The organism is Streptosporangium sp. NPDC002721, assembly GCF_042888905.1.
Classification (GTDB): domain Bacteria; phylum Actinomycetota; class Actinomycetes; order Streptosporangiales; family Streptosporangiaceae; genus Streptosporangium.
The window spans coordinates 343,038-369,520 of record NZ_JBIAQI010000001.1 but is presented as its reverse complement, the minus strand read 5'-3'; the positions used below and the strand labels follow the sequence as shown (position 1 = coordinate 369,520).

Sequence of the window (26,483 nt, the reverse complement as noted above, 5' to 3'; positions counted from 1 at the left end):
CCGCCGGACTGCGAGCCCCCACGGGGATTGCCACCGCGCGGGGCTCCGCCACGGCCTTGACCGCGTCCATCACCGGACGGGGTACTGCGCCTGTTGTTCACTACTTCTGCTCCTCTAGGGATTCCATGTCGTCGGGCAGGAAGGGCGCCAGCTCGGGAAGCTCGTCGAGCTCCCGCAGGCCCATCCGCTCGAGAAAATACGAACTCGTCCGGTAGAGCACGGCTTGGCTCTCCGGTTCGGTGCCGGCCTCCTCGACCAGCCCCCTCGTCATCAGCGTGCGCATGACGCCGTCGCTGTTGACACCGCGGATGGCCGCCACCCGGGCCCGGCTCACCGGCTGCCGGTAGGCGACCACGGCCAGGGTTTCCAGCGCGGCCTGGGTCAGGCGCGTCTGCTGGCCGTCGCGGACGAACCGCTCCACGAGTGGCGCGCACTCGGCCCGCGTGTAGAAACGCCAGCCGCCCGCGACCTCTCTCAGGTCAAAACCCCGCCCGTCGGCGGTGTATTCCGCAGAAAGCTCGCGGATCGCCCGTCCGACCTCGTGGACGGGCCGCTCCAGAACCTGGGCGAGCGTCACCTCGGCGACGGGCTCGTCAACCACCAGCAGGACGGCCTCCAGCCCGGCGCGCAGGTCCGGCCCGGCACTCGCCCCGGTCCCGGCACGCGCCTCCGGCTCGGCATGCGGGCCAGGAGCGGTACGCGAGTCCGGCTCGGCACTCGGTCCGGCCCCGGGGCGCGGACCGATCTCGGCACGCGGACCGGGCTCGGGTGCCAGGTCAGTCATCGGCGGGCTCTCTCTTCGGGCTGTTCGGGCTGTTCGGGGTCTCGTCGTAGTCGTCGGCCACGGCGACATCGCCGTCGTCGCTGCCGGTCCAGGTCACGTGCAGCTCTCCGAGAGGCTCCACCTGCTCGAAGGACACGGCCGCCTCCCGGTAGAGCTCCAGGACGGCCAGGAAACGCGCCACGACCTCGAAGGTTCCGGCGCAGTCGGAGGTGAGGGCCCGGAAGGTCGCCCGGCGCATCCGCCGCAGCCGCTCGACAAGGATAACCGCCTGCTCGCGGACATTGGCGAGCGGTTGGTAGATGTGGGCCGTCGAGACCGACGGGGGCGTCTTGGGCGCGAAGGCCCGCTGGGCGATCTCCGCGAGGCGGTCGGGGCCGATGCCGAGGATCAGCTCGGGCAGCAGGCTCGCGAACTCGGCCTCCATCGGCACCGTACGGGGGAAGCGCAGCGCCTCCTCGGCCATCCGGCCGGAGAAGACCTTGACGACCTCCTTGTAGGCCCGGTACTGCAGGAGGCGGGCGAACAGCAGGTCACGGGCCTCCAGGAGGGCGAGGTCCTCCTCGTCGTCGACCTCACCCGAGGGCAGCAGCCTGGCGGCCTTGAGGTCGAGCAGGGTCGCCGCGACGAGCAGGAAGTGGCTCGTCTGGTCCAGGTCCCACTCCGGGCCCCTGGCCCGGATGTAGGAGATGAACTCGTCGGTCACCTGGCTGAGCGAGACCTCGGTGATGTCCAGCTTGTGCTTGGAGATCAGACCGAGCAGAAGGTCGAAAGGGCCCTCGAAGACCTCCAGATGCACCTTGAAGGTGTCATCGTCGGTCTTCGGCTGCTCGGTCATCCCGCCATTCTCCCGCACCCGGAGGCGGGATCACCGCTCCAGCGCGGCCCACCTGGCAAGGACTTCCCTGGCCAGCTCGCGATAGGCGCTGGCGCCGAGCGAGGAGGAGTCGAAGCTGGTGATGGGCTCACCGGCCACGGTGGCGTCGGGGAAGCGGACCGTCCGGTTGATCACCGTGTGGTAGACCTTCTCGTCGAAGGCCTCGACGACCCGGGCCAGCACCTCGCGGCCGTGCAGGGTGCGCGCGTCGTACATGGTGGCGAGCAGGCCCTCGATGACCAGCTCGTCGTTGATGCGCTCCTGGACCTTGATGATGGTGTCCATGAGCAGCGCGACACCGCGCAGCGCGAAGAACTCGCACTCCAGCGGCACCATCACGCCGTGCGCGCAGGCCAGCGCGTTGATCGTGAGCAGGCCCAGGGAGGGCTGGCAGTCGATCAGGCACACGTCGTACTCGGGCAGGAGAGGCTTGATCACCCGGCCGAGCACCTGCTCGCGGGCGACCTCCGTGACGAGCTGGACCTCCGCCGCCGACAGGTCGATGTTGCTGGGCAGCAGGTCCATGCCCTCGACGCCGGTCTCCAGCAGCACGTCCCTGGCGGTGATCTGCCGCTCCATGAGGAGGTTGTAGACCGTCAGGTCGAGCTGGAGGGGGTTGATCCCGAGGCCGACCGAGAGGGCGCCCTGCGGGTCGAAGTCGACCAGCAGGACCTTGAGCCCGGCCTCCGCCAGCGCGGCGCCCAGGTTGATCGTGGTCGTCGTCTTGCCGACGCCGCCCTTCTGGTTGACCATGGCGACGACCCTCGCCGGCCCGTGCACCGTACGGGGGGGCGGGTCGGGGAAGACCGGCCGGGGACGCCCGGTCGGGCCGAGGACTCCCCCGCTGCGAGGGGTCCCGGCGGTCTTGGTGTCGCCCCAGGGATTCTCGGGGTTTGCCGGGGTCGTTCCCCGGATAGAACCGTCGGTGGTCACAGTCACCAGTCGAACCTCCCTGACGGCCTCTAACCGGACCGTCCGGACGGACACTATGGCGTCAACACGTATGCGGCAAGGCGGCACGCCCGGACATAAGCAAGGTCAATCCCGCGTGCGCGGATGCGCGGCGGCACAGACCTCGCGGAGCTTGTCGACCGTGACCTGCGTGTACACCTGGGTGGTGGTCACCGAGGCGTGGCCGAGTAGTTCCTGAACCACCCTAACGTCCACACCCCCGTCAAGGAGGTGTGTTGCGAACGAATGTCGCAACATGTGTGGCGACACTCCTTCGAGCCCGCCGCGCTCGGCGGCGGCCTGCAGGACCTCCCAGGCGCCCTGGCGGGTGAGCCGCCCGCCCCTGGCGTTGAGGAAGAGCCCCGAGGTGCCCCGGCCGTGCGAGGCGATGCGGGGGCGCGCCCGGGTGAGGTAGGCGCGCAGCGCCTCCCCCGCGAAGCCGCCCAGCGGCACCAGCCGGGTGCGTCCGCCCTTGCCCCGCAGGCACACCCGCTGGGCCTCGGCCTCCAGGTCGACGTCGTCGACGGTGAGCCCCACGGCCTCGGAGATGCGCGCCCCGGTGCCGTACAGCAGTTCGAGCAGGGCCCGGTTGCGCAGCGTGAGCGGGGCTCCGTCGGGGCCCGAGGCGGCGATCAGGCGCTCCACGTCGCGGACGCTGATCGCCTTGGGAAGCCGCCTGAGCTGGCGCGGCGCGCGTACCTCGTGGGCCGGGTCGTGACGGCAGACGCCCTGGCTCAGCGCGAAGCGGTGCAGGCCGCGCACCGCGGAGACGGCCCGCGCCGCCGAGGCGGCGACGAGGGCCTGGTGTCCCCCGTCGCCCTCCCTGAGCGCCACCACGAAGGCGGTGACGTCACCCTCGGCGATCTCGCCGAAGGTGACGCGCCCGCGGTGCCTGAGATGCTCGACGTACCGCAGGAGGTCGCGGCGGTAGGAGGCCAGGGTGTTGGCGGCCAGGCCCCGCTCCACGGCCAGATGGGCGAGGTAGCTGGAGAGGACGGCCTCCGTCTCGCTCAGGGTGTCCTCCTGTCATGCCTCCGGTGCGTCGGCGGGCCGCAGTGAGGCGAATCCATCCGCCGAAGCGGCGTATGCGGCGAGAATACCGGCCACGGCTTGGGAATTGTGGATCATTCCCGCCATGGCACGCCGAACCGCGTCGGACAGGGGAATCCAGACCACCGGCATGTCGGCCTCCTCGTGCCGGTGGACGAAGTCCAGCTCCCCCTCGGGGATGGGACTGACGTCCCTGGCGAGGAAGATGCGGGTGCGCTCGTCGGTCATCCCGGGCGAGGTGTAGGCGTCGACCAGGGTGTGCCAGGTGCCCGCCCGGTAGCCCGCCTCCTCGGCGAGCTCGCGGGCCGCCCCGGCCTGCAGGGGCTCGCCCTCGACGTCGCGCAGCCCCGCGGGCAGCTCCCACAGCAGCCGCCGCACCGGGTGGCGGTACTGGCGGATCAGCAGCACCCGCCCGCTGTCGTCGAGGGCGACGACGGCCACGGAACCCGGGTGGGTCACGTAGTCGCGATTGACGACTTCGGCGTCCGGCATGACGACCGCGTCGGTGACCCCGGTGATGACGCGGGCGCGGAAGTGCTCGGTGGAGGAGACGACCTTCCACTCCTCCGGAACGTCCACGACCTCCACGGGGTCCCGGCCTTCTCCCGCGCCGCTCACTTTCCCCGCCCCGCCTTGGCGGCGGTGCCGCGGATGTCGGCGTACGTCAGGGCGGCGCCGATCAGGCCCTTGAACAGCGGGTGCGCCCGGGTCGGCCGGGAACGGAACTCCGGGTGCGCCTGGGTGCCGATGAAGAAGGGGTGCACGTCGGCGGGCAGCTCGGCGTACTCCACCAGGCGGCCGTCGGGCGAGAGGCCGGAGAAGACCAGGCCGACCTTCTCCAGCTGCTCGCGGTAGGCGTTGTTGACCTCGTAGCGGTGGCGATGGCGCTCGTCCACCTTCGCCATGCCGTACAGCTGGCGGGCGAGCGTGCCCTCGCCGAGCCTGGCCGGGTAGAGGCCGAGCCTCATGGTGCCGCCCATGTCGCGCTCGCCGGAGACGACGTCCTCCTGGTCGGCCATGGTGGAGATGACCGGGTGGGTGGTCTCGGCGTCGAACTCGGTGCTTCCGGCGTCCTCGATGTCCGCGAGGTTGCGGGCGGCGTCGATGACCATGCACTGCATGCCCAGGCAGATGCCGAGCAGCGGGATCTTGTTCTCCCTGACGTGCCGGATCGCGCCGACCTTGCCCTCGATGCCGCGTACGCCGAAGCCGCCGGGCACCAGGACCCCGTCGACGCCGTCGAGCTCGCGGGCCGCGCCCTCGGGGGTCTCGCAGTCGTCGCTCTTGACCCAGCGGATGTTGACGCGGGCGTCGTTGGCGAAGCCGCCCGCGCGCAGCGCCTCGGTGACCGACAGGTAGGCGTCGGGCAGGTCGATGTACTTGCCGACGAGCGCGATCGTGACCTCGTTGGCCGGGCGGTGCACCCGGCGCAGCAGCTGCTCCCACTCCTTCCAGTCGACGTCCCTGAAGGGCAGGCCCAGGCGGCGCACCACGTAGGCGTCCAGGCCCTCGGAGTGCAGGACCTTGGGGATGTCGTAGATGCTGGCGGCGTCGATGGCGGAGACGACCGCGTCCTCGTCCACGTCGCACATCAGGCTGATCTTGCGCTTGATCGCGTTCGTGACCGGGCGGTCGGAGCGCAGGACGATCGCGTCGGGCTGGATGCCGATGCTGCGCAGCGCGGCGACCGAGTGCTGGGTCGGCTTGGTCTTCAGCTCCCCGCTCGGCCCGATGTACGGCAGCAGCGAGACGTGCAGGAAGAACACGTTGTCGCGGCCGACCTCGTGGCGGACCTGGCGGACGGCCTCCAGGAAGGGCAGCGACTCGATGTCGCCCACGGTGCCGCCGACCTCGGTGATGACCACGTCCACGTCGGGGCCGGCCATCGACCGGATGCGGTCCTTGATCTCGTTGGTGATGTGCGGGATGACCTGCACGGTGTCACCGAGATACTCGCCGCGGCGCTCCTTGGCGATGACGTTGGAGTAGACCTGGCCGGTGGTCACGTTGGCCGAGCCGTGCAGCTCGGTGTCGAGGAAGCGCTCGTAGTGGCCGACGTCGAGGTCGGTCTCGGCGCCGTCGTCTGTGACGAACACCTCACCGTGCTGGAACGGGTTCATCGTGCCGGGGTCGACGTTGAGGTAGGGGTCGAGTTTCTGCATGGTGACCCGCAGGCCGCGCAGCTTGAGGAGGCGCCCGAGGCTGGAGGCCGTCAGTCCCTTCCCAAGACTGGAGGCGACGCCGCCGGTGACGAACAGATGCTTGGTGTGTGCGGCGCTGCGCAAGAAGGCTCCCGTGGTCGTTACAGATCGTCGGCGCACCCTGATGAATGGCCTACAGGTCCACGGGCTCTCAGAATAACAAACGGCGCAGGCGAAGTGCCCGAACAACCCCCCACCCGCATTCTCCTCAAACCCAACCAAGCGGTAATTTGATCCGTTATGTCACTTCATGGTGTGGTACGGCGTGCCTTGGGCAGCGTCGTCCACCGGCTCTGGGAAGCGGTCCGCGAGGCCGGCGCCGTCACCCCCGCCAGCCCCGCCGGGTACCGCTTCCGGCACCTCGGCGAGGGCGCCTGCCTGTCGTTCCCGCTCGGAGCCGTCTTCGGCGAGGCCTGGATCGAGATCGGCGACCACACCCTGATCGGCGAGCGGGTCTCCATCTCCACGGGCATGGGCCCCGGGGTGGACCTGGGCCCGGACTCGATCGTGCGGATCGGCGGGGGCTGCTCCATCGGCAGGGGCAGCCACATCGTGGGCCACCAGTCGATCGACATCGGCGACGACGTCTTCACCGGCCCGTACGTCTACATCACCGACCAGAACCACGTCTACGACGACCCCGAGGCGCCGATCGGCCGCCAGTGGCCGCGCAACAACCCGGTGTCGATCGGGTCGGGCTCATGGCTGGGCACCGGCGCGATCATCCTGCCGGGCACCCGGATCGGCAGGCAGTGCGTGGTGGCGGGCGGGGCGGTGGTACGCGGGGAGTTCCCCGACCACAGCGTGATCGCGGGCATCCCCGCCAAGGTGGTGCGCCACTACGTGCCGGGCCAGGGGTGGCTGCCGCCCCACATGGAGGTCGCGGAGACCGGGAAGCCCGCGGGCCCTGTGGACGTCACGGACACCGAGACCGGAGTGATACCGCGAGAGGGCACGGATCGGGATCGATCGACGGCCGGGAACCGTTGAAGGAGGAGAGAGAAACTACGGAGGTGCGATGCTCGCGGCACTGACGGGCCTTGGACTCTCCACCGCGGCCGGGCTCAACGCCTACATCCCGCTGCTGGTGGTCGGCCTGCTCGCCAACTTCACCGATCACGTACGGCTGCCGCAGGAGTTCGCCTGGCTGTCCAACGGCTGGGTGCTCGGGATCATCGGCGTGCTGCTCCTGGCGGAGTTCGTGCTCGACAAGGTCCCGGTGGTCGACAGCGTCAACGACATGATCCAGACCGTCGTCCGCCCGGCCTCCGGCGGCGTGGTCTTCAGCGCCACCGAGGCCGCCGCCCGACTGGACGGCTCGACCTGGATGACCCACAACCCCTGGCTCAGCTGGGTGCTGGGAATCGTGATCGCCCTGGCCGTGCACACCATGAAGGCGACCACCAGGCCCGTGGTCAACGCCACCACGGCCGGGGTGGGAGCGCCCGTGGTCAGCACGGTCGAGGACGCCGGGGCCCTGGGCATCAGCCTGGTGGCGATCTTCCTGCCGGTCCTGGTCGTCGTGGTGGTGGCGGGGCTGGCGCTGTTCGCCTGGTGGGCGACCCGCAGGATACGGCGACGGCGGACGGCCGCCCCGAGCCTGCGATGAGACCGCACCCGCGCGACCGCGCCACGAAGCGTGCCGCCCCCTTTTCCGCGGCCTGTTCCGCGGGCTCTTCCGCGGGCTCTTCCGCGGGCTCTTCCGCGGGCTCTTCCGCGGGCTCTTCCGCGGGCTCTTCCGCGGGCTCTTCCGCGGGCCACGGTGTGGTGGTCCGCGCCGCGGCGCCCGCCACGACCGGTGCCACTCCCTCAGCCGGGCGGGTGGCACCCCCGCCCGCTCCGGCCGGCTCCGCGAGGCTCGCCCCCCACGCGGGGGCCGCGGCGCGGGATATGCTCGAAACACCCTGTCCAGCCCCTGTCGGGAGGTGGCTCCGATCGGCGATTTCCTGATCGTCCTGCTGGTGATCCTGCTGTTCTTCCTTCTCCTGGGAGGAGTCGGGATCTACTTTCTGGTCAAGGTCGGCAAGAAGGCCACGAAGAAGGCCAGGGCCGTCTCCACCAGGGTCGCGACCCACGTGGCGGCGATGGGCACCGGCGACGCCGCGGAGACCGAGCGGATGCGCCTCGACCTGCGGCGCGAGGTCTCCCTGACCCGCCAGGCCGTGGACAACGCGCTGCATGCCGGCTGGGGCCTGGGCGACCTGCCCCACCTCGTGGCGGAGATCTCGGTGCACGCCGACCAGCTCGACGCCCAGCTCGCCCATTACGCCCAGGAACGCCGGGTCTCGCCCTACATCGACCACACGGCGCTGGGCCGCCTGCGCGAGCACCACGCCAAGCTGACCACGTCCTGCGCCAGGATCAGGGCCGACCTGCGCGACGACCAGATGGCGCACTCGTCCGGGGGCATCGACGAGATCCAGGGCCGCACCGACCTGGAGATCGAGGCCCGCCGCCGCGCCCCCGACCCGCTGGACCAGATCGACGAGCTCTACAACCGCACGATGATCAACCGCACCCACCCCGACGACTCCCGCTGACCCTCCCCTCACGGCGTCCCCGCCATGAGGTGACCGGCGACGGACCGGTCACCGGCCGGTGGCCGCTCGTGGTCACCGCGTCCCGAACGACCCACGAGTCGTGCACGGTGAGTGCCAGGATGACTCCGTCAGGTAATGTTCCGGGTGTCGCCGAAGGAGGTTCTCTGATGACAGCCGTTTTCCCCGAGTGGTTCTACCCGGGGCCGACTGGCGGGTGGACCGCCGACATGCTCGATCATCTTCCCCCCGGCGCGCCCCGGCATGTCGAACTGATCGACGGGTCGCTCATCATGATGTCTCCGCAGACCGCTTTCCACATGCTCATGCTCAGACTTCTCGAAAGCAGGCTCACACCTCCCGACGATCTTGCCGTCGTCCGGGAGATGACCGTGACCCTGGGCATGAGGCAGCGGCCCGAGCCCGACATCATGGTGGTGGCGGCCTCCGCGCTGACGAGCCTGAGGACGACCTCGTTCAAGCCCGAGGACGTGCACCTGGTGGTCGAGGTGGTGTCTCCCGAATCGCTGGAGCGAGACCGCACCACCAAGCCCATCAAATACTCCGACGCCGGGATCAGGCACCTCTGGCGCGTGGAGCAGGAGGACGACAGACCCGTCGTCTACACCTTCGAGCTGGAGCCCGCCGTCAAGGCCTATGTCCCGACGGGCATCCATCGGGGGCGGCTGAAGACGGACGTCGGCTTCGAGGTCGACATCGATCTCGACCTCGGCACGTTCATCGGCCCCTGACCTCTCCCCCGCGGTCGAGACCGTGGGCCTCCGACCCGGAGGCGTCCGGTGGGTCCCACGTTTCCGCGAGGTCGTCGTAGGTCGCCCCGGCGTTGATGCGGGCGCGCATGGCCTGGGCCTGGGCGGTGGTGGGCAGGAAGCCGTCGAGCAGGGCGGGAAGACCGAGGCGCCAGCCGAGCAGGGCCCGTGGCGACTGCCGGTGCCCGGCGCGGATCACCGAGACGCCGACCCTGATCGCGTGCTCGTTGCCGGGCGGGACGCCCGGGCGGTCGGTCTCGACGGCCGAGTAGCGGAAGCCGTCGGCGAGGTCGCAGGGCGGGCAGCCCCTCGGGCCCCTGCCCAGCCGGGATCCGCAGCCGGGGCAGGCCAGCCGGTCGAGGGCACCGTCGACGACCCGCCAGTCGTGCCGGTCGGGCTCGTCGACGACCATCTCGGCGATCGCCGACTCCTCCTCTGCGGACAGCTCTCCCCCGCCGCGCCCCCCGCCCCCGCCGGACCCGACGGCCGGTTCAGCCGTACCGGACCCGGCGGGCGGTCCGCCCTCTCCGCGTCCAGCGGACGGCCCGGCCTCGCCGCGCCCGGCGGGCGGCCCGGTCGCGCCGAACCGCCCTCGCAGGAACTCCCGCCAGCCGTCCTCGACGATCCGGTCGACCAGCGCCGCGCACCGGTCGCAGCCGGGCGCCCCTCCGTACTCCCAGCAGCCGCAGCCGGCACACCGTCGCATACGACGACCGTATCCGGGCGCCCTCGTGACGGACGAGCCGTTTTCCCCCGGCCCGGCCGCGCCTCCCGGATGCCTTGCCCCCGGGTGGCCCCGGCCCTCCCGTCGTCTTCGGCGACCGGTCGTACCGGCGGCGGGTCGGATCGCCCGGAAGGCGACCGGGTCAGGAGACCCCGGCCTCGCGCATGTCGCGTACCTCCCGCTTGAGCTCCTTGATCTCGTCGCGGAGCCGGGCGGCGACCTCGAACTGGAGATCGGCGGCGGCCTGGTGCATCTGCTCGGTGAGCGACTCCATCAGCGCCTCCAGCTGGGCCCTGGGCATCTCTCCGGCGATCGCCTTGGCGTGCTGGCCCGCCTGCTTGACCGCGAAGCCGGGGACCGGGGCCTTGCCGCGCGACTGCTGGCGGCCGCTGCCGCCGAGGAGCTGGGCGGTGTCGGCGTCCTCGCGGCTGAGCGAGTCGAGGATGTCGGCGATCTTCTTGCGGAGCGGCTGCGGGTCGATGCCGTTGGCCTCGTTGTAGGCGATCTGCTTGGCCCGGCGGCGGTTGGTCTCGTCGATCGCCCGCTCCATGGAGGGGGTGACCCGGTCGGCGTACATGTGCACCTGGCCGGAGACGTTTCTGGCCGCGCGGCCGATGGTCTGGATCAGGGAGGTCTCCGAGCGCAGGAAGCCCTCCTTGTCGGCGTCGAGGATGGCCACCAGCGACACCTCGGGCAGGTCGAGGCCCTCGCGGAGCAGGTTGATGCCGACCAGCACGTCGAACTCGCCCATCCGCAGCTCGCGCAGCAGCTCGATGCGGCGCAGGGTGTCGACCTCGCTGTGCAGGTAGCGGACCCGGATGCCGAGCTCCAGCAGGTAGTCGGTGAGGTCCTCGGACATCTTCTTGGTCAGCGTGGTGACCAGGACCCGCTCGTCCTTCTCGGTGCGGGTGCGGATCTCGTGGATCAGGTCGTCGATCTGCGACTTGGTCGGCTTGACGATCACCTCGGGGTCGATCAGGCCGGTCGGGCGGATGACCTGCTCGACCACGTCGCCCTTGGAGCGGCCCAGCTCGTAGGTGCCGGGGGTGGCCGACAGGTAGACCGTCTGGCCGATCCGCTCCAGGAACTCCTCCCACTTCAGCGGGCGGTTGTCCATCGCGGACGGCAGGCGGAAGCCGTGGTCGACGAGCGTGCGCTTGCGGGAGGCGTCCCCCTCGTACATCGCGCCGATCTGCGGGACGGTCTGGTGGGACTCGTCCAGGACCAGCATGAAGTCCTCGGGGAAGTAGTCGAGCAGGGTGTTGGGGGCGCTGCCCGGGGTGCGGCCGTCCATGTGGCGCGAGTAGTTCTCGATGCCGGAGCAGGTGCCGATCTGGCGCATCATCTCCAGGTCGTAGGTGGTGCGCATGCGCAGCCGCTGGGCCTCCAGGAGCTTGCCCTGGCGCTCCATGGTCTCCAGGGTCTCGGCCAGCTCGGCCTCGATGCCCTGGATGGCCTTCTCCATCCGCTCGGCGCCCGCGACGTAGTGGGAGGCGGGGAAGATGTAGAGCTCCTCGTCCTCGGTGATCACCTCGCCGGTGAGCGGGTGCATGGTCGCGAGCTTCTCGATCTCGTCGCCGAACATCTCGATCCGCACCGCGAGCTCTTCGTACTTGGGGATGATCTCGACGGTGTCGCCGCGCACCCGGAAGGTGCCCCGGGTGAAGGCCATGTCGTTGCGGACGTACTGCATGTCGACCAGGCGGCGCAGCAGGGTGTCGCGGTCGATCTCCTGGCCGACCTTGAGCCTGACCATGCGGTCGACGTACTCCTGCGGGGTGCCCAGGCCGTAGATGCACGACACGGAGGCCACCACGATCGTGTCGCGGCGGGTCAGCAGCGAGTTGGTCGCCGAGTGGCGCAGCCGCTCGACCTCCTCGTTGATCGAGGAGTCCTTCTCGATGTAGGTGTCGCTCTGCGGGACGTACGCCTCGGGCTGGTAGTAGTCGTAGTAGGAGACGAAGTATTCGACCGCGTTGTTGGGCAGCATCTCGCGCAGCTCGTTGGCGAACTGGGCGGCGAGCGTCTTGTTGGGCTGGATGACCAGGGTCGGCCGCTGGAGGCGCTCGATCAGCCAGGCGACCGTGGCGGTCTTGCCCGTGCCCGTGGCGCCCAGCAGGACGTTGTCCCTGTCACCCGCCTTGACACGCCGTTCGAGCTCGGCGATCGCGGCGGGCTGGTCGCCCGATGGGATCATTTCGGTGACGACCTCGAAGGGTGCCACCCTGCGCTGCAAATCTGTTACCGGCCTCACCTGTCCCACTGTAGGCGGCGTGACCGACAATCCTTCTTCATAGGCCCGCGCACGGGCGGACCGCCGTCAACCACACGGGTCCGCGCACGAGCGAGCCATCGTCAACCGCGTGGCAAGCGATCCGCAAGCGGGATCCCCTTGACTGTCTCGCGTGCCAATGATCACAAAGCGTGATATATCGGGCTTCCGATCTGTCACCGACCCGGAGGTGTGATGTCCCGGCCAAGAGAAGCCGCGCAGTACGCGAGGGCCGCAGCCCAGGCCATAGGACAGGGCGGCGACGTACGCCAGATGGTCGGTCAGGCCGTGGGGCAGTACGCCGGCCAGGCCGCGGGCCAGTACGCGGGCCAGGTCGCCGAGCAGTTCGTGGGCCAGGCGGGCACCGGGAACTCCGGTGCCGACAAGGGCTTCGCGCTCAACCCCTCCGACTTCGTGGCCGCCCGCGACCAGGGCTCGTCCCTCGGCACGGTCATCGAGGCCCGCAGCGTCCCGCTCAACGAGGCCGGGGAGATCGTCAACCGGAGCTTCGGCGGCAAGGGCTCCGGCGGCGAGCCGGTCCACGTCATCTCCCCCGTGGTCATCCCCAAGGGCACCACCGCCAGGGTGGTCGTCCCGCTGGTCGTGCTGGCCGGGCTCGGCCTGGTCGGGCTCGTCGCCACCGGGCTGCCCGAGGGGGCCCGGGTGCTGTTCGGCCCGCACTACTGGGCCGTGCTGGTGCTGGCCGCGGCGTTCCTGTGGTGGCGCAGGAGCGTGGTCATGGTGCCCGAGGGCTGCAAGGCCCTGATCACGAAGTTCGGCAAGCTCGTGCAGATCGCCGAGCCGGGCCGGGTGACGCTGTTCAACCCGTGGAAGCGGGTCAGCTACATCGTCAACACCACCCGTGAGTACCCCTTCAACGCCCCCATCCGCGAGGCCCCCACCCAGCAGGGCGTCAAGGCCAGCGTCGACCTGTTCCTGCAGTTCCGGATCGAGGACCCGGCCGAGTTCATCTTCGTGCTCGGCTCGGTGAGCGGCTTCCAGGCCAAGCTGCAGAACGCCATCAGCGAGGTCACCCGCTCCCTCATCTACGCCCAGCGCGCCGAGGAGATCTACGACCTGGTCGGCGAGAGCACCATGGGCATGCTGGACAACCTCAACCAGCAGTTCCTGCCCGCCGTACGGCTCACCGACGTCAACATCACGCACGCCGAGCCGTCCAGCCAGGAGTACCGGATGGACCTGGCCGCCCCCGAGATGATCAGGGTCGCGAAGGAGGCGTACACCTACGAGTACGAGCTCCAGCTGCGCAAGGAGCAGAACGAGGGTGACCTGATCAGGGAGCTGGCCGGGCTGCAGGAGCAGCTGTCGGCCATCCACGCCGAGATCGCCGGGCACCAGGCCAGGATCGACACCGCGCTGGAGCGCGCCTCCCACCAGGCCAAGGCCCAGGGCGGCCAGCGGCTGGTGGAGGCGGAGGCCGTCGCCAAGGCCAACGCGGCGCTGCTGGAGGCCCAGGCGCTGGACATCCGCTCGCTGAGCGCCGCCGAGGCGCCGGAGATCCTCGACTACCGCTTCCAGCAGGACCTGCTCGACAAGCTGGAGGCCGTCGCCTCGCACCTGCCGCACCTGGTGCAGGTCGGCGACGCCGTCGACATCGACCTGCTCGCGCTGGCCAGGCAGCTGGTCGGCAACCCCGAGGCCCAGCTGTTCTCGCAGGCGGACATGGCCGCGATCAGGGCCCGGATGAACGAGATCGGCGGCCGTGTCGAGGAGCGCGGGGCGGAGATCAGCTCCCTGCTCAACCCGCCCGCGGACACCGTCGTCCCCGTCCCCGTCGCGGGCCAGAACATCCAGGAAGAGGTCCGATGAGCGGCAGAGAGTTCTCCAAGATCAAGGAATCCCTGGCCGCCTGGTCGGAGATCCGCCAGCTGCTGCGCGGCGGCGAGTCGGGCCAGCTGGTCCCGGTGGTGATCCCCAAGGACCGCCGCGGCTTCGCCTGGGTGGCGCTGCTCCTCCTCGCCCTCTACCTGGCCGGGACGGCGGTGTTCGCCGGCGGGGCGATCTCCTTCCTGGCCGCGGTCGGAGCGGTGTTCTCCCTGGTCGCGGCGCTGGTGTGGCTCTGGCGCCGGGCGATCATCGAGATCGAGGAGGGCACCACGGGCGTGCGCAGCCGGTGGGGGGCCATCGTCGGCACGCTGCCCCCCGGACGCCACTACCTGTGGCTGCCGTGGGACCGGGTGGACGCGGTGGTCGACACCTCCACCGAGATCCCCTACTCCGCGCCGATCGCGGCCTGCCCGACGGCGGAGAACGTCCCGCTCAAGTCGATCGAGTTCTTCCTGAAGTTCCGCATCGTCGACCCGGTGGCCTTCGTCCGTACGATCGGCGCCGGTAACTTCGACCTGGTGCTCAGCAGCGCCGTACAGGACGCCATCCGCCAGCGCAGCCGCCTGGTGCACACCGAGCGCGCCTACGACCTGCGCGGGTCCGACGTCGGCGACATGCAGGAACTCCTCACCCGCCAGCTCGGCCGGTACGGCGTGCGCATCACCGGCGCCAACATCCCCGACGTGCAGCTGCCCGACCAGTACCAGCAGCACCTGGCCACCCGCGAGAAGGTCGCCAAGGAGCTGTCGGCCTTCGAGCGCGAGTGGGAGCTCACCCGCAAGCGCAGGATCGACACCCTGCTGATGGAGATCGAACGTTCCAAAAAGACGCGGGACGCGCGTATCGTCGAGGTGAGAGCCGCCGCCAACACCGCCCGTAAGGACGTCGCCCGCATGCTGGAGGAGCACGAGACCGAGGCGCAGCGGGTGCGCTGGGAGATCGAGGCGAAGGGCCGGGCCGAGCTCACCTCCGCCGAGAACGAGGCGAAGGGGCTGCGCAGGCTCGCCGACTCCTACCGCGACAACCGCGCGGTGCTGCAGTACGAGCTGGCCCGCCGCAGGCTCGACGTGGGCGCCAGGCTCGCCGAGAGCGCCCCGCGTCCCGTCGTCGTCCGCACCTCCGGCGCCTCCGGCGACACCTCCGCCCTGTCCACCCTCCTCCTGGCCCAGATCCTGCCCCGGCTGAACGACGGCGGCGGCGGCAACGGCCAGGCCGGACCGCAGAACCACACCCCCTGACAAGCCCCCTGACAAGCCCCCTGACGAGCCCCTTGATGAGAACAATCTCCAACCCCTGGGAGTCCTAGATGGTGTTCCGTAAGCTGATGGCCGCGTTCGGCGCCGGTGTCGAGGTCGACACCGTGCTGCAGAACTCGCAGGTGCGACCCGGCGAGGTCCTGCGCGGGCAGGTCAACTTCCGCGGCGGCGGCTCCGACTACAAGGTGGAGGGCATCTTCATCGACTTCACCGCCGTCGTCGAGGTCGAGAGCGGCGACAACGAGTACAAGTCGACGTACAGCTTCCTGCGCCAGCAGATCACCGGCTCCTTCCACCTCGCCGCGGGCGCCCCGCAGTCGGCCCCCTTCGAGATCCAGGTCCCCTGGGAGACCCCGATCAGCGCCATCGGCGGCCAGCCGCTGCGCGGCATGCAGCTCGGCGTCTCCACCGAGCTCGCCCTGGCGGGCGCGCTCGACAAGGGCGACCTCGACCCGCTGTTCGTCAACCCGCTCCCCGCCCAGGACCACGTCCTCGGCGCGCTGGACAACCTCGGCTTCCGCTTCAAGAAGGCCGACCTGGAGCGGGGCACCCTGCACGGCTCGCGGATGCCGTTCTTCCAGGAGATCGAGTACTACGCGGGCGGCGACTACCGCCGCCACTTCAACGAGCTGGAGCTCACCTTCATCGCCGGCCCCCAGGCGATGGACATCATCCTGGAGGCCGACAAGCGCGGCAGCTTCGGCTCCAGCAACGACACCTACAGCCGCTTCACCGTCCACTACAACGACCACCCGGGCCAGGTGGAGCAGTCGCTGCGCGGCGGCCTGCAGTCGATGGCCCAGAAGCGCGGCTGGTTCTAGCCTTACCCGCTCTTCGTGAGTGACGGGTGTGCCCTGGTCTCCGGGGCACACCCGTTTCGCTGTTCGTACGGCGTGTGAGGAGCACCGGGGGCGTGCCGGGGCCACCGCCCGCGTACCGGATCGTGCCCCGCGCGTGTGCTCGCGAAGGCCGGACGCCGGATCGGCCACCCCGCCCGCCGGGCCGCGACTCCTTCCTGTCTGCCGTAGGGTCCCTGCCAGGGGTCGGCCGGTGACGGGATGGGGCGGAGGACGGGTGTTGGGCGGCGATGCGACGGTGGAGGCCGCGCGGGCGGGTGACGAGTCCGCGTTCGCCGCGCTCGTCGAGCGTCACCGGGGTGAGCTGCGGGTGCACTGCTACCGGATGCTGGGCTCGTTCGACGAGGCTGAGGACCTGACGCAGGAGACGTTCCTGCGCGCGTGGAAGGGTCTCGGCGGCTTCGAGGGGCGCTCGACGTTCCGGGCATGGCTGTACCGGATCGCGACGAACGCCTGCCTCGACGTCCTCGACGGCCGGGCGCACCACCGGGTGCTTCCCCGCCACCTGGCGGGGCCGTCGGATCCGGGCGCCGCGCTGGCGCCCCCCGCCGACATCGCGTGGCTGCAGCCCTTCCCCGACCGGCTGCTGCGGGAGCCCTCCGCGCCGAGCGAGGCCGAGCCCGACTCCGTGGTCGTCACCAGGGAGACGATCGAGCTCGCGTTCCTGGCCGCGCTCCAGCACCTGCCGCCCCGGCAGCGGGCGGCGCTGATCCTGCGCGACGTGCTCGGCTGGCCCGCCAGGCGGGTCGCCGCCCTGCTGGACGGCAGCGTGGCGTCGGTGAACAGCGCGTTGCAGCGGGCCCGTACGACGCTGAGGGAGCACCTGCCCGAACGCCGCCTCGACTGGGCGCCGTCGGCGGAGCCCACCGAGCGGGAGCGGGCGGTGCTGCGGCGCTACATGGACGCGATGGAACGCGCCGACCTCACCGCGGTCGCCGACCTGCTGGCCGAGGACGTACGGACGGAGATGCCCCCGTGGCCCACCTGGTTCCGGGGCCGCGACGCGGTCGTGGCGGCGCTGGCGGCGAGCTGGGACACCGGCTCGCCCGACCACGTGGGCCGGTTCCGGATGCTGCCCGTCCGCGCCAACCGGCAACCGGCCGTGGCGACCTACGTACGGCGCCCCGGCGAGCCCGCCTACCGCGCCTTCGGGATCTCCGCGCTGCGGATCGAGGACGACCGGATCGCGGAGGCCGTCGCCTTCCACGACCCCGGCCTGTTCGCGGCGTTCTCCCTGCCCATGACGTTGTCTCCTGAGGACCGATGAGTTCTCGCGCGATCCGCCGTCTCAGCACGGGTCAGCTGGAACCGATCCGACGGAGGTAGCTCATGAGCAGGATGCTGTATTCGGTCACCATGTCGCTGGACGGCTTCATCGCCGGGCCTGGCGGTGACATGTCCTGGATGTCCGAACACCTCGGCCCCAACCCGACGGTCGACAGGCTCGTCGGCGAGATCGGCGCGCTTCTCGTCGGCAACCGCACCTTCGGCGGCGACGACCCCCACCGGGGCACGGACAAGGAGGGCGAGGCGTTCGGCGGAGGATGGAGCGGGCCGCAGTTCGTGCTCACCCACCACGCACCGGACACCCCGGTGCCGGGCGTCACCTTCGTCGGCGACCTCGACAGCGGCGTCACCGCGGCCAGGGCCGCCGCGGGTGGGAAGTACGTCAACATCCTCGGCGCCGACGTCGCCCGGCAGTGCCTTGAGGCGGGTGTGCTCGACGAGATCCTCGTGTTCGTCGCACCCGTCATGCTGGGTGACGGCGTCCGGCTCTTCGACCACCCGGGCGGGACCAACGTCAGGCTGGAACGCGTCGAGCTGGCCGAGGTGCCGCACGCGACGGGCATCCGGTTCCGCGTCGTCCGCTGAGCCGTCCCCGGCGGCAGAACGCTTTCCGGTCACCCGATCGGTGCCCTGCCACCCCGGACCGGGCCGTCACCGACAGCGGGACGCTCTGTGGTCAATTGACCGACGCCCTGCCACCTCGAACCGGGCCGTCACCGGTGGCGGCGAGTCGGCGTTCCGCCGCCACCGGGGATCCGGGGCCTCACAGGTCCAGCTGGTACTGGAACGTCCTGTGGGTGGGCCGGTAGCCGAGCGAGTCGTTGACGGCCCGCATGTGGGTGTTGCCGTCGGCCGTGTCGGCCAGCAGCCCGCCCAGGGCCGGGTGGCGTTCGCGGGCCTGCCGGATGGCCTCGGCCTTCATCCACCTGGCCAGGCCGTGGCCCCGGTGCTCCGGCAGGACTCCGGTGCCGTAGTGCTGGCCGTCGCCCTTGCCGTCACCGGGTACGACCAGCTCGGTGAAGCCCGCGATCGAACCGTCGGACTCGTCGACGGCGACGACCGTGTGGAGCGACTCGCCACGGTCCGCGATGGCCTTGGCGGCGGCCCTGACCCGTTCGACGTCCCAGACCACGACCCCGTAGTCGGTGTCGTCCATCGGCATGTCGTCCATGGCCCGGCGGGAGGCGGTGAAGGTGTCGGCCAGCTCGTCCGGCACCGTCCCGTCCCAGGAACGCAACCGGTACCCGGCGGGCGGGCTGTCCGCGACCGCGTCCACGGCGGCGTCGGCCAGCGCGAGCCTGGCGTACGTCAGGGTGAGCACCTTCCTGAACCCCCTGGCCGCCAGGAACAGGTCGCCCGGCGTACCGGCGCCGGCCTGGACCAGCACGCAGCGCCGCCCTTCCGACTCCGCACCCGCCACCGCCCGCGCCAGCAACTCGGACCCGACCCCCTTACGCCGCTCGGCCGGGTGCACGTTCAGCTCCAGCTCGGCCAGGTGGTCCTGCCCCTCCCGCTCGAACAGGCGCAGGAACGCCGACCCCACCGGGGCCCCCTCACCGTCGGAGGCCAGCCACACCAGACGGCGACTGGACGCGCCCGGGTGAGGATCGGCCAGCGGGACGATCTGAATCGACAAGACAACTCCATCTTCCAGTTCTGACGACCGAACCATCCGCAGGGGCTCAGAGCGACGGCATTCGGCACACGCAAAGGCTCGCCTCAATGTAGTACATAAGTAGTACCATGGGCGCATGGAAGCCACCGCCCGCGAGTTCAACCAGCAGTCCGCTCGCATCCTCGCCGCCGCCGAGCACGGAGAGACGGTCGCGGTCACCAAGAACGGCCGCCACATCGCCACCCTGGTCCCCGCCCACCAGGCCGAGCCGCCGCTCCCCTACCCCACCGATCCCATGGGCGATGACGATCTTCCCCTGTTCGACGGACCCGCCGATCTGTCAGCGCAGACTGACGCACTCCTGGCCGAGGGCTTCGGCCGGTGAACGTGCCTGTGGCCATCGCCGACACCTCCGCGCTGCTGGCGACCTTCAACCGTCAGGACACGGAGCACGACGCATGCGTCAAGGCCCGCGCCCAGGTGGGCCACCTGGTCATCTCCCCCCTGGTCCTGGCCGAGCTCGACTACCTGGTCACAAGCAGGATCAGCCAGCACGCCGCCTTCGCGATCCTCGACCACATCATGGGCAGAATCGATGTGAAACGGTACGAGGTGCCCGAGGTGTCACCGCACCTGCGCACCGCCGGCGCGCTCATGACCCGCTATCGGACGATGAACATCGGCCTGACCGACGCGATGAACGCGGCTCTGGCGGCCGAGTTCCGGACCGACGCCGTCTTCACGCTGGATCGTGAACACTTCCGTGCGATCCGCCCGCTCACCGGCCACGAGTGCTTCCGCCTCCTGCCCGACGACATCTGACGGACCGACGGCGTCGATCAGGTGCTGGGATGGCGAGTGGCAGGTGCGCGGCGAGCCGGGGCAGCCACTCGGCTTCCTTCCTGGCCTGCCCGATGGCATCGGCGTGGCGGGGCAGCCGGACGGCCAGCCCCTCCCCGAGCCGGTAGATCACATGATCCGAGCCGGCCGGGTCGAGCAGCTTCAGGGGCGACCCGGCCCACTGCGGGAACTGCGTGTCGACCAGGCGCCTGACCAGTGCGGCATCGATCACGGGGCGGATGTCCGCGTGTCTCACGGCCGTCAAGAACGGCTCCTGCGATCGGCCCGCTCCGTGTGGCGGACAGCCAGGGTCATCACAGCGCGTCGCGAGCCCGCTTGTCGACCGGGTTTCCCGGAGCCGGCGCTCAGCACCGTCCCGTCCGGTTGAACCTCGTGGGTACCGGGCTTACTCGTGGATACCGGGCTCACTTGCGGGCGAGAGTGAGTATGTGGCCGCTGACGCCCAGCAGAGAGGGGACCAGCTCCAGGCGACGCTGGGCGTCGAGCATGAGAGCGCGGCGCTCGGGGTCGTCGAGCCAGTCGCCGACGTCGCCGTACAGCCAGAAGGCTCCCTCCAGGCCGTAGCGGGTGACCTCCGGCAGCCCCGCGTCGGCGAACTCGGCCGGGACATCGTCGGGGTCGTGCATGTAGGCGTTGAAGTCAATGCCCGGGCCGTCCAGAAGCCCGTCCACCAGGGCCGCGTTCGCCGTCTCCCGTGGCTCTTCCCGCAGATACAACCCCTGGTAGACCATGTCGTGCACGGCCGCGTAGCGGTTGATGGTCGCGGCGGCCACCAGGCCGCCGGGCCGCACCACCCGTACCGCCTCGGCCAGGGCACGGACCCGGTCGACCCGGTCGGCGAGATGGTAGAGCGGGCCCAGCAGCAGCACCGCGTCCACGCTCTCGTCGGGCACCGGCAGTCGCCTGGCGTCACCCTGTCGCGCGGTGACCCCGGCCAGCCGCGCCGCCCGCTCCACGTGCAGCGGCATGGGATCGATCAGCTCGACTCGGTGTCCGTCGGCGGCCAGCCACTCCGCGTGCACCCCGGTGCCGCCGCCCACGTCCAGCACCCTGGCCGGAGCCGGAGGCAGCGCCCTGCGCAGCACGTCCTGCGTCCGCCAGAACTCCAGCCGCCCGCGACCGGCGCGAAGCCTCTCGTCTTCCTTGTCTTGCCCGTAGTAAGCGAGCAGTTCCGGTGTCATCGCCATGCTCGATCATGTCTTCGGCGCGTGTTCGCGGGCAAACGAATTAGACGGCCGGACGGTGGACATATGCCCTAATGTCCATGACCATGAAAATCCGCATGATCATGGCGACGGCCGCCACCTCCGTCCTGCTCTTCCCCGGTACGGCCACCGCCCTCGCATACCCGGTCGAGGACGCCCCGCTCCTGACCGGCAACCCTCTCTACTCCGCCGGCAAGGTCCCCGCCGCGGGGTGCGCCGACAGACCCGCCAAGGGCAAGAGCCTCGCCTCGGTGAAGAAGCACGTCAAAGCACTCGTCACCTGCATGAACGACGCCTGGCTCCCCCATCTGAAGGAAGCCGACCTGTCGTTCGTGCCGCCCGGCCTGGAGATGACGGGAGCACCCCTGGGGGCGAAGTTCGAGCGCTACTGCTTCGGCGCCAAGATGAACCCCGCGAGGTCTGAAGCCGTCAACTGCTTCGGAACCAACATCTCCGTACATATCCGTCCCGACTGGATCAAAGCCTCCGACGACCTCCCGATCCTCGTGGAGCTGAGTTCCGTCTACGGCGAGTACGTACAGCACCTGGTCGACATCAGGGAGGGCTACAACGCCCTGCACGCCGACGACGACAAGGAAATCCAGGAACAGCTCCGCCGCTACAGCCTGCAGGCGAAGTGCTTCGGCGGGATCACCGCGAAGAGCGTGTGGCACGCCCTCGGCTACCAGGCCAAGGATGCTCGGCGCCTGCCGGACCTCGCCAAGGCCGACGCCGACGCCTCCAAGAGCAAGGACCGCTACTTCGGCAAGGGCACCAACGTCGCCTACTGGACCAAGCGGGGCTACTCCACTTCCGACCCCAAGTCCTGCAAGACCTGGACCGCTCCCTCCAGCAAGGTCTCGTAGCTCTCCTCCCGTGCCACCCGGTCCACTTGATCCACCGGCCTGGTTCCCGCTCGCCGGGACCCACGCCGGTCGGAAACTTGAACGCTCCCGCTTTTTCGAGGAACTGCTCGAATCTGTCGAGCGAAAACCGGCGCGTTCGGAAGCTTCATCAGGCATTCGAACGGCCGAGGGTTTCAATTCGGTTCGCCTGCCGCGTCATCCTTACGCGAAGAACCGTGACCGGCCCCGAAAACATCTTCCCTGATCATTGTCTCGGCGCTCGCCCCTCACGCTCATTCTCGGCCGCCAGGCGGCGCGCCATTTCCCCAAGGGTGACGGCGCACATCACGTTGGACAGATTTCCTCTGTTGAGAACCTCGTCGGACAGGCTGTGGCGGCGTACGGCGTAATAGCCGCCTCCCGCGGCCTCGGAGATGAGCCAGTACCTGCCGTACCGGGCGATGAGGATGGCTATCGTCCCGGGTTTCGCGCCGTCTGGCATGTCGGTCATCGCCAGGCCCCCTTGATGCAGCGGCCTGTCATCGCCGGGCCAACTCGAACCAGACGACACGCTTGCGCCCTGCCGCCCCTCGTAGCAGCCCCACGACAGAGCCACCTCGCTGACCAGCCAAAGCCCACGACCACCCTCGGCGTCCTCGTCAGGCTCGGCCGGGAGGCAAGGCACGCAACTGGAAGACCCCTCGTCGATCACCGCCACCCGGATGACCTCGCCGAGGTTCGCCACCACGATCGTCACCCGACCTCCGACACGTCCCGACTCCGAGTGCCTGACCGCGTTCAAGGCCAGCTCGCTGACCAGAAGCTCCGCGTCGTACGTATCCGGCTGACCTGAGTCTTCCAGCACGCTTCGCACGTATCGCCGGGCCGAGGAAACCGACTCGACCACGCCGGGCAGATCCACCCGGCCCAGCAGACCGAGTGCGGGAACCGTCTCGGCACCCATCGGATCACCGCCATTCCCGTAATGGCGCAAGCGTTGAGAATTCACCTGCCCCAATGGCTCCACTAACCAGGCGAATTGTCCATTTAGTTCTCTTGTATCCGCCTGGACAAAGTCTTGGCTTATAGAATGCGCACAGTTATGCTGCCGTTGCAGAACAGATCGGCCGACAAATCAGCGACGAAAAGCCACACGAGCTGTAGGCGTTTGTCGTTCATTCGACAGCCGACGTCATCGCGACGATTGAGAGGTGAACATGGGAAACGATCTCGACCCACGCCTGACACCGGCTCAGCGCTTCGGCCGCGAGCTGGGGCGAGCCCGCAGGGAGGCGGGTCTGTCGCAGGCCCGGCTGGGTGATCACCTGGGCGTCTCGTCGTCGTTCATCGGGCACATCGAGACCGGCAACCGGAGACCCAGCACCGCGCTGGCGGCCGACTTCGACAGGTTCTTCAAGACCGACGACCTTTTCACCCACCTCTGCCGCAACATCACCGCCCCCACCGGACCGACCTGGTTCCTCAGATGGTCCGACGAGATCGAGCCCCGTGCCCGCGTGCTGCGCAGCTGGGACCCGCTCCTGGTCTCCGGCCTGCTCCAGACGGAGAACTATGCGCGAGCCGTCTTCCGTGGCGACCTGGCAAGCTCGGAGGAGGAGGTCGAAGAGCAGATCGGCGCCCGCATGCGACGGCAACTGATCCTCAAGAAGGACAATCCACCCGTGCTGTGGGCACTTCTCGACGAGTGGGTGCTCCGCCGCCCTGTCGGAGGTTCCGAGGTCATGTGCGAGCAGCTCGACCACCTCGCGACCATCGCCGGTCGCCAGAACGTGACGGTGCAGATCGTTCCGCACGACGCCGCCTGCACGGCCGACATGATGTCCGGATTCGTGCTCGCCCAGCTGGCGGACGCACCGACCGCCGTCTCCGTGGAATCGGCGGGTGAAGGCGAAGTCTCGGCGGAACACAATCTGGTAGGCGTCGTCTGGGACAGATATGACAAGATCCGAGCAGAGGCGCATCGTCCCGGCCAGTCGCTAGAGATGATCAAAGAAGCGAGGGACCAATGGAAGCAGCAGACCTGACCGGCTTCGATCTCTCCGAGGCCATCTGGAAGAAGAGCTCCCTCAGCGGCGGAAGCGGCGGAAACTGCGTCGAGGTCGCCGGAAACCTCCCGGGAGCCGTCGCCGTCCGCGACAGCAAGAACCCTGCCGGCCCAGTCCTCGTTCTCGCTTCGAGCGGGTGGCACATCTTCCTCGACGCGGTGAAGTCGGGCCACTTCAACTGACCGGCAACATTACTCGCAACTTTCTTCTTGCCTTGAACCCCCTCATCGAGGACTACCGGGCGAAGAATGTTTGGCGAAGAGCAACTGATCGTAATCTATACAGAATCCATCCTGCACCCTATGCTAACGCTTCATGTTCGGAAGAAATTTGTTCCTCATCCTTGGAACCACGACCCTCATTTACGCTGGCGTCGGCACCATAGTCACCGACACCCAGAACACCGATTCGATCATTAGCGTGGCACTCGTGGGAATTGGATTTATGATCGGCGCTCTTACGATGGCAGTCAGTGCATCGAAGCAGGCTTAATCCCCTACCCCACGGATCATACCAATAATTTTTCCATGGTCATCGACACAAGGAATTCTGCACGCCAATAAAATTGGCGATCGATATTTGAAACAGGTCAACCCGTTTCTTTCAACCGAAGAACAGGTAGGAGCCAATAGCCAGTCAGCCGACTGCGTCACAAAATTATATACCATATCCCACGTAAGTATTATTTCTATCAGCCACAAATATCTGCCGCAGCCTACAGACTTCAGCCACCCACTGCCCATTTAACCATATAGCCAGAGGCGGGGATCCCTATAACCATCAAGATCCCCGCATGACAATCAGCCTGAAACTACAATTCCGGATACAGAGTCTTTACATGCTTTGGACAGGAATGGCCAAGTGCTATAGGAGGACCGTAACGGTTCGGCAGATCCCAACACGAGGAAGCTGCCATCCTAATCCGGCCATCTGGATGGCCCGGATTTTTAAAGGGGGGATGGATTTCGGCGTCAAATCCAATCTGGAATTCCCGAATATGACAGAGGCCTGGCAGAGATCCTTTACATGTGACCTCAAGATTGTCGTCGCCCTGGGTGGGATAATGAAGAACTCTATCGCCCTTTTCTCCTCGTACGATCTTTTTCTCGCACTCCTCACCGGCCATCGGCTCGTAACCCGGCGGAAAAGTGATGTTGAGAACACCCGAAAGTGTTTTGGCGCAGAACTTGTCAGTGACCGTGATGGACACGTTCTTTATGAACTGCTGATTCTTGTATTTATCGAGAAAATTTTTAGTGAAATAAGCCTGCACCCATACGCGATGCTTGGCGACTCTCAGTTCCTCCAACTTCCAGGCCGGGTTGGGCTTCCAGCCATGCATGCCTGAAGCTTGGATGGTCATACCCTTATAGGGAGTCTTGGTCGCTGGATTTTGCGGAACCTGCGGCTGAGCTCGATACCAAGAGCACGAGTTCTTGGCCTCGATGACTTTTAGACATACATCAGACGCAAGGCCCGGGCTTGCAGCACCAGCCGAAACACCACACACTTGCTGAACTGTTCCATCAGGGTGAACGAAGCCGGAGCAAGGATCGGAATGATCCGTTGAATCCTTATGCGCCTCGATCGGAACCTCGATGATGCTCATTCCTCCGCAGCGATCGAAAACGAACACTGACAGGAACAGGCCGACGACGAAGACGAGCAGCTGCCAGGGGAACAGCGCGAGGGTGAGCCTCTTGCGGTCACGCCAGGCGAAGGCGGCGATCATCACGGCCGCTCCGCCCAGGGCGGCGAACTGGATCGGCAACTCCAGCAGGATCGCGGCGACGAACAGCGCGCACGCCGAGATCGCGATCCTGAACAGCACCGGGTCGGCGATCGGGCCGGGGACCGGCGGCTCGTAGCGGGCGGCCCCGCGCCGGCCACGGCGCCAGAAGAACAGCCACAGGAGGACCATGGTGACCGTGATGGAGACGAGCTGGGGGAACCAGAGCCGTCCGGCGAACTCGCGGGCGGACATGCCGAGCCGTTCCATGGCCAGCAGGTTCGTCAGGTTCGACACCGGCAGGAGCAGGGCGGCGGTGTTGGCGAGCCAGAGGGTCGTCATGGCCAGCGGCAGCGCGGCGATCCCGGTCCTGGCCGCGAGGGCGAGCATGACGGGCGTCAGCAGTACCACCGTGGTGTCGAGGTTCAGGAACATGGTCACCAGCGAGGCGAAGACCGTGCACAGCAGGAACAGCGCGACGTGGTTCCCCCGCCCCAGCACGGCCAGCCGGGTCGCGATCACGTCGAAGAGCTGAGCCTCCTTGACGAGGTCCGCCAGGACGATCACCGCGGCGAGGAACAGCAGGATCGGCCCGATCCGCTCCATCTCGCTCCAGGCCTCCTGGAAGGAGAGCAGACCGGTCGCGACGAACAGGAGGCCGAGGCCGAGCAGTCCGAAGCGGATCCGATCCAGGACACTCGATCGCCGCAGCACATCGGACATGCTCGCACGCCTCACCTGCGCGAACGTG

26 protein-coding genes are annotated in these 26,483 nt (G+C 68.6%); 14 read left to right on the top strand and 12 right to left on the bottom strand.

Annotated features, from left to right (window positions below; translation table 11 throughout):
* Positions 1–100 precede the first annotated feature (100 nt).
* The 6 genes from scpB to ACFYWM_RS01445 form a co-directional block, all read right to left on the bottom strand.
* Positions 101–784 (bottom strand): SMC-Scp complex subunit ScpB, encoded by a 684-nt coding sequence (scpB, locus tag ACFYWM_RS01470; protein ID WP_389907199.1) that lies wholly within the window; start codon positions 782–784, stop codon positions 101–103.
* The gene (locus ACFYWM_RS01465; protein WP_389907197.1) at positions 777–1,619 is read right to left on the bottom strand and encodes a segregation and condensation protein A; all 843 of its coding nucleotides are present in this window, start codon (positions 1,617–1,619) and stop codon (positions 777–779) included. The genes scpB and ACFYWM_RS01465 overlap by 8 nt, the downstream gene beginning before the upstream one ends.
* Before the next feature lie 30 nt (positions 1,620–1,649).
* On the bottom strand, positions 1,650–2,597 hold the full coding sequence (locus ACFYWM_RS01460) for a ParA family protein (protein ID WP_329093373.1): 948 nt from the start codon (positions 2,595–2,597) through the stop codon (positions 1,650–1,652).
* 99 nt (positions 2,598–2,696) lie between these two features.
* On the bottom strand, positions 2,697–3,623 hold the full coding sequence (locus ACFYWM_RS01455; protein WP_389907525.1) for a tyrosine recombinase: 927 nt from the start codon (positions 3,621–3,623) through the stop codon (positions 2,697–2,699).
* Positions 3,624–3,635: 12 nt separating this feature from the next.
* Positions 3,636–4,247, bottom strand: coding sequence for an NUDIX domain-containing protein (locus ACFYWM_RS01450; RefSeq protein ID WP_389907195.1), 612 nt, complete (start codon positions 4,245–4,247; stop codon positions 3,636–3,638).
* A 26-nt stretch (positions 4,248–4,273) separates the two neighbouring features.
* Positions 4,274–5,944 carry a CTP synthase gene (locus ACFYWM_RS01445; protein WP_389907193.1) on the bottom strand — a complete coding sequence of 557 codons (1,671 nt, stop codon included), beginning with the start codon at positions 5,942–5,944 and terminating at the stop codon, positions 4,274–4,276.
* A gap of 156 nt (positions 5,945–6,100) precedes the next feature.
* On the opposite strand from ACFYWM_RS01445, the gene ACFYWM_RS01440 reads away from it, so the two are divergent.
* From ACFYWM_RS01440 to ACFYWM_RS01425, 4 genes are all read left to right on the top strand, one after another.
* A complete protein-coding gene (locus tag ACFYWM_RS01440; protein WP_389907191.1) occupies positions 6,101–6,850 on the top strand; it encodes an acyltransferase in 750 nt (249 codons plus the stop codon).
* 28 nt (positions 6,851–6,878) lie between these two features.
* Positions 6,879–7,469: a DUF4126 domain-containing protein gene (locus ACFYWM_RS01435; protein WP_389907189.1), complete on the top strand. Its 591-nt coding sequence runs from the start codon at positions 6,879–6,881 to the stop codon at positions 7,467–7,469.
* A 316-nt stretch (positions 7,470–7,785) separates the two neighbouring features.
* Positions 7,786–8,400 carry a hypothetical protein gene (locus tag ACFYWM_RS01430; RefSeq protein ID WP_389907187.1) on the top strand — a complete coding sequence of 205 codons (615 nt, stop codon included), beginning with the start codon at positions 7,786–7,788 and terminating at the stop codon, positions 8,398–8,400.
* A 167-nt stretch (positions 8,401–8,567) separates the two neighbouring features.
* Positions 8,568–9,149, top strand: a complete 582-nt coding sequence (locus ACFYWM_RS01425; protein ID WP_389907185.1) for a Uma2 family endonuclease — start codon at positions 8,568–8,570, stop codon at positions 9,147–9,149.
* Here ACFYWM_RS01425 and ACFYWM_RS01420 read toward each other — a convergent pair.
* Positions 9,136–9,873: a hypothetical protein gene (locus ACFYWM_RS01420; protein WP_389907183.1), complete on the bottom strand. Its 738-nt coding sequence runs from the start codon at positions 9,871–9,873 to the stop codon at positions 9,136–9,138. The genes ACFYWM_RS01425 and ACFYWM_RS01420 overlap by 14 nt on opposite strands.
* A gap of 160 nt (positions 9,874–10,033) precedes the next feature.
* Entirely contained in the window at positions 10,034–12,145 is a 2,112-nt protein-coding gene (gene uvrB / locus ACFYWM_RS01415) for an excinuclease ABC subunit UvrB (protein WP_389907181.1), read from the bottom strand.
* A 213-nt stretch (positions 12,146–12,358) separates the two neighbouring features.
* Between uvrB and ACFYWM_RS01410 the strand changes: the two genes are divergently transcribed.
* The 5 genes from ACFYWM_RS01410 (at position 12,359) to ACFYWM_RS01390 (ending at position 17,996) form a co-directional block, all read left to right on the top strand.
* Positions 12,359–13,993 (top strand): SPFH domain-containing protein, encoded by a 1,635-nt coding sequence (locus ACFYWM_RS01410; RefSeq protein WP_389907179.1) that lies wholly within the window; start codon positions 12,359–12,361, stop codon positions 13,991–13,993.
* Positions 13,990–15,249: an SPFH domain-containing protein gene (locus ACFYWM_RS01405; protein ID WP_389907177.1), complete on the top strand. Its 1,260-nt coding sequence runs from the start codon at positions 13,990–13,992 to the stop codon at positions 15,247–15,249. Before ACFYWM_RS01410 ends, ACFYWM_RS01405 begins: the two co-directional genes overlap by 4 nt.
* A 68-nt stretch (positions 15,250–15,317) precedes the next feature.
* Entirely contained in the window at positions 15,318–16,088 is a 771-nt protein-coding gene (locus tag ACFYWM_RS01400) for a sporulation protein (protein ID WP_389907175.1), read from the top strand.
* 253 nt (positions 16,089–16,341) lie between these two features.
* Positions 16,342–17,391 carry a sigma-70 family RNA polymerase sigma factor gene (locus tag ACFYWM_RS01395; RefSeq protein ID WP_389907173.1) on the top strand — a complete coding sequence of 350 codons (1,050 nt, stop codon included), beginning with the start codon at positions 16,342–16,344 and terminating at the stop codon, positions 17,389–17,391.
* A gap of 62 nt (positions 17,392–17,453) precedes the next feature.
* The gene (locus ACFYWM_RS01390; RefSeq protein WP_389907171.1) at positions 17,454–17,996 is read left to right on the top strand and encodes a dihydrofolate reductase family protein; all 543 of its coding nucleotides are present in this window, start codon (positions 17,454–17,456) and stop codon (positions 17,994–17,996) included.
* 178 nt (positions 17,997–18,174) lie between these two features.
* Here the strand turns inward: ACFYWM_RS01390 and ACFYWM_RS01385 are convergent, their stop codons facing one another.
* The gene (locus ACFYWM_RS01385; RefSeq protein WP_389907169.1) at positions 18,175–19,047 is read right to left on the bottom strand and encodes a GNAT family N-acetyltransferase; all 873 of its coding nucleotides are present in this window, start codon (positions 19,045–19,047) and stop codon (positions 18,175–18,177) included.
* Between the two features lie 115 nt (positions 19,048–19,162).
* Here ACFYWM_RS01385 and ACFYWM_RS01380 point away from each other — a divergent pair, with 115 nt between their 5' ends.
* On the top strand, positions 19,163–19,411 hold the full coding sequence (locus ACFYWM_RS01380; protein ID WP_389907167.1) for a type II toxin-antitoxin system Phd/YefM family antitoxin: 249 nt from the start codon (positions 19,163–19,165) through the stop codon (positions 19,409–19,411).
* The gene (locus ACFYWM_RS01375) at positions 19,408–19,848 is read left to right on the top strand and encodes a PIN domain-containing protein (RefSeq protein WP_389907165.1); all 441 of its coding nucleotides are present in this window, start codon (positions 19,408–19,410) and stop codon (positions 19,846–19,848) included. Before ACFYWM_RS01380 ends, ACFYWM_RS01375 begins: the two co-directional genes overlap by 4 nt.
* A 443-nt stretch (positions 19,849–20,291) precedes the next feature.
* Here ACFYWM_RS01375 and ACFYWM_RS01370 read toward each other — a convergent pair whose 3' ends face one another.
* A complete protein-coding gene (locus ACFYWM_RS01370; RefSeq protein WP_389907163.1) occupies positions 20,292–21,074 on the bottom strand; it encodes a class I SAM-dependent methyltransferase in 783 nt (260 codons plus the stop codon).
* Positions 21,075–21,151: 77 nt separating this feature from the next.
* On the opposite strand from ACFYWM_RS01370, the gene ACFYWM_RS01365 reads away from it, so the two are divergent.
* Positions 21,152–21,958: a hypothetical protein gene (locus ACFYWM_RS01365; protein WP_389907161.1), complete on the top strand. Its 807-nt coding sequence runs from the start codon at positions 21,152–21,154 to the stop codon at positions 21,956–21,958.
* 244 nt (positions 21,959–22,202) lie between these two features.
* On the opposite strand, the gene ACFYWM_RS01360 is transcribed toward ACFYWM_RS01365, so the two are convergent.
* Positions 22,203–22,901, bottom strand: coding sequence for an ATP-binding protein (locus ACFYWM_RS01360; protein ID WP_389907159.1), 699 nt, complete (start codon positions 22,899–22,901; stop codon positions 22,203–22,205).
* Between the two features lie 253 nt (positions 22,902–23,154).
* Here ACFYWM_RS01360 and ACFYWM_RS01355 point away from each other — a divergent pair, with 253 nt between their 5' ends.
* Entirely contained in the window at positions 23,155–23,982 is an 828-nt protein-coding gene (locus ACFYWM_RS01355; RefSeq protein ID WP_389907523.1) for a Scr1 family TA system antitoxin-like transcriptional regulator, read from the top strand.
* Positions 23,964–24,185, top strand: coding sequence for a DUF397 domain-containing protein (locus tag ACFYWM_RS01350; protein WP_389907157.1), 222 nt, complete (start codon positions 23,964–23,966; stop codon positions 24,183–24,185). Before ACFYWM_RS01355 ends, ACFYWM_RS01350 begins: the two co-directional genes overlap by 19 nt.
* 629 nt (positions 24,186–24,814) lie before the next feature.
* Here the strand turns inward: ACFYWM_RS01350 and ACFYWM_RS01345 are convergent.
* Complete coding sequence (locus ACFYWM_RS01345; RefSeq protein ID WP_389907155.1) at positions 24,815–26,455, bottom strand: SLC13 family permease; 1,641 nt, start codon at positions 26,453–26,455, stop codon at positions 24,815–24,817.
* Positions 26,456–26,483 lie beyond the last annotated feature (28 nt).

Excerpts from the sequence above, each read along its gene's own strand:
- scpB (WP_389907199.1), bottom strand. The coding sequence starts at position 784 with ATGACTGACCTGGCACCCGAGCCCGGTCCGCGTGCCGAGATCGGTCCG.
- ACFYWM_RS01465 (WP_389907197.1), bottom strand. The coding sequence starts at position 1,619 with ATGACCGAGCAGCCGAAGACCGACGATGACACCTTCAAGGTGCATCTG.
- ACFYWM_RS01440 (WP_389907191.1), top strand. The coding sequence starts at position 6,101 with ATGTCACTTCATGGTGTGGTACGGCGTGCCTTGGGCAGCGTCGTCCAC.
- ACFYWM_RS01435 (WP_389907189.1), top strand. The coding sequence starts at position 6,879 with ATGCTCGCGGCACTGACGGGCCTTGGACTCTCCACCGCGGCCGGGCTC.
- ACFYWM_RS01425 (WP_389907185.1), top strand. The coding sequence starts at position 8,568 with ATGACAGCCGTTTTCCCCGAGTGGTTCTACCCGGGGCCGACTGGCGGG.
- ACFYWM_RS01420 (WP_389907183.1), bottom strand. The coding sequence starts at position 9,873 with ATGCGACGGTGTGCCGGCTGCGGCTGCTGGGAGTACGGAGGGGCGCCC.
- ACFYWM_RS01410 (WP_389907179.1), top strand. The coding sequence starts at position 12,359 with ATGTCCCGGCCAAGAGAAGCCGCGCAGTACGCGAGGGCCGCAGCCCAG.
- ACFYWM_RS01405 (WP_389907177.1), top strand. The coding sequence starts at position 13,990 with ATGAGCGGCAGAGAGTTCTCCAAGATCAAGGAATCCCTGGCCGCCTGG.
- ACFYWM_RS01400 (WP_389907175.1), top strand. The coding sequence starts at position 15,318 with ATGGTGTTCCGTAAGCTGATGGCCGCGTTCGGCGCCGGTGTCGAGGTC.
- ACFYWM_RS01390 (WP_389907171.1), top strand. The coding sequence starts at position 17,454 with ATGAGCAGGATGCTGTATTCGGTCACCATGTCGCTGGACGGCTTCATC.
- ACFYWM_RS01380 (WP_389907167.1), top strand. The coding sequence starts at position 19,163 with ATGGAAGCCACCGCCCGCGAGTTCAACCAGCAGTCCGCTCGCATCCTC.
- ACFYWM_RS01370 (WP_389907163.1), bottom strand. The coding sequence starts at position 21,074 with ATGGCGATGACACCGGAACTGCTCGCTTACTACGGGCAAGACAAGGAA.
- ACFYWM_RS01365 (WP_389907161.1), top strand. The coding sequence starts at position 21,152 with ATGACCATGAAAATCCGCATGATCATGGCGACGGCCGCCACCTCCGTC.
- ACFYWM_RS01360 (WP_389907159.1), bottom strand. The coding sequence starts at position 22,901 with ATGGGTGCCGAGACGGTTCCCGCACTCGGTCTGCTGGGCCGGGTGGAT.
- ACFYWM_RS01355 (WP_389907523.1), top strand. The coding sequence starts at position 23,155 with ATGGGAAACGATCTCGACCCACGCCTGACACCGGCTCAGCGCTTCGGC.
- ACFYWM_RS01350 (WP_389907157.1), top strand. The coding sequence starts at position 23,964 with ATGGAAGCAGCAGACCTGACCGGCTTCGATCTCTCCGAGGCCATCTGG.
- ACFYWM_RS01345 (WP_389907155.1), bottom strand. The coding sequence starts at position 26,455 with ATGTCCGATGTGCTGCGGCGATCGAGTGTCCTGGATCGGATCCGCTTC.